This is a genomic window from Dechloromonas denitrificans, from assembly GCF_001551835.1.
GTDB classification, from domain to species: domain Bacteria; phylum Pseudomonadota; class Gammaproteobacteria; order Burkholderiales; family Rhodocyclaceae; genus Azonexus; species Azonexus denitrificans.
Genome location: NZ_LODL01000037.1, coordinates 1 through 566, shown reverse-complemented (window position 1 = coordinate 566; position 566 = coordinate 1). Strand labels below are relative to the sequence as shown.

Here is a 566-nt window from a genome sequence, read left to right as displayed (position 1 = left end):
GTTGAAACCATCGGCAAGGTTGGCCTGATCCGCATCAATCGCCCGGAGGCGATGAATGCGCTGAACAATGACGTGGTCGACGGTATCGGTGCCGCGATCGACGGCTTCGAAGCCGACGACAATATCGGTTGCATCGTCATCACCGGCAATGAAAAAGCCTTCGCCGCCGGGGCCGACATCGGCTTCATGAAGGATTTCGACTACATGCACGCCTACAAGACCGACTTCATCACCCGCAACTGGGAGCGCATCAAGACGACGCGCAAGCCGGTGATCGCGGCGGTGGCCGGTTTCGCGCTGGGTGGCGGCTGCGAAATGGCGATGATGTGCGACATGATCTACGCCGCCGACAGCGCCAAGTTCGGCCAACCGGAAATCAAGTTGGGCACCCTGCCCGGGGCCGGCGGCACGCAGCGCCTGCCGCGCGCCATCGGCAAGGCGAAGGCGATGGACCTCTGCCTGACCGGCCGGATGATGGATGCGGCCGAAGCCGAAAAGTCCGGCCTGGTTGCCCGGGTCATCCCGGCTGAGCAACTGCTCGAGGAAACCCTGAAAGCGGCGCAGAC

General features: G+C 63.3%; 1 protein-coding gene. It reads left to right on the top strand.

The window, feature by feature from the left end:
* The coding region (locus AT959_RS18345) for an enoyl-CoA hydratase-related protein (protein ID WP_240481890.1) at positions 1–566 on the top strand (566 nt) is incomplete at both ends.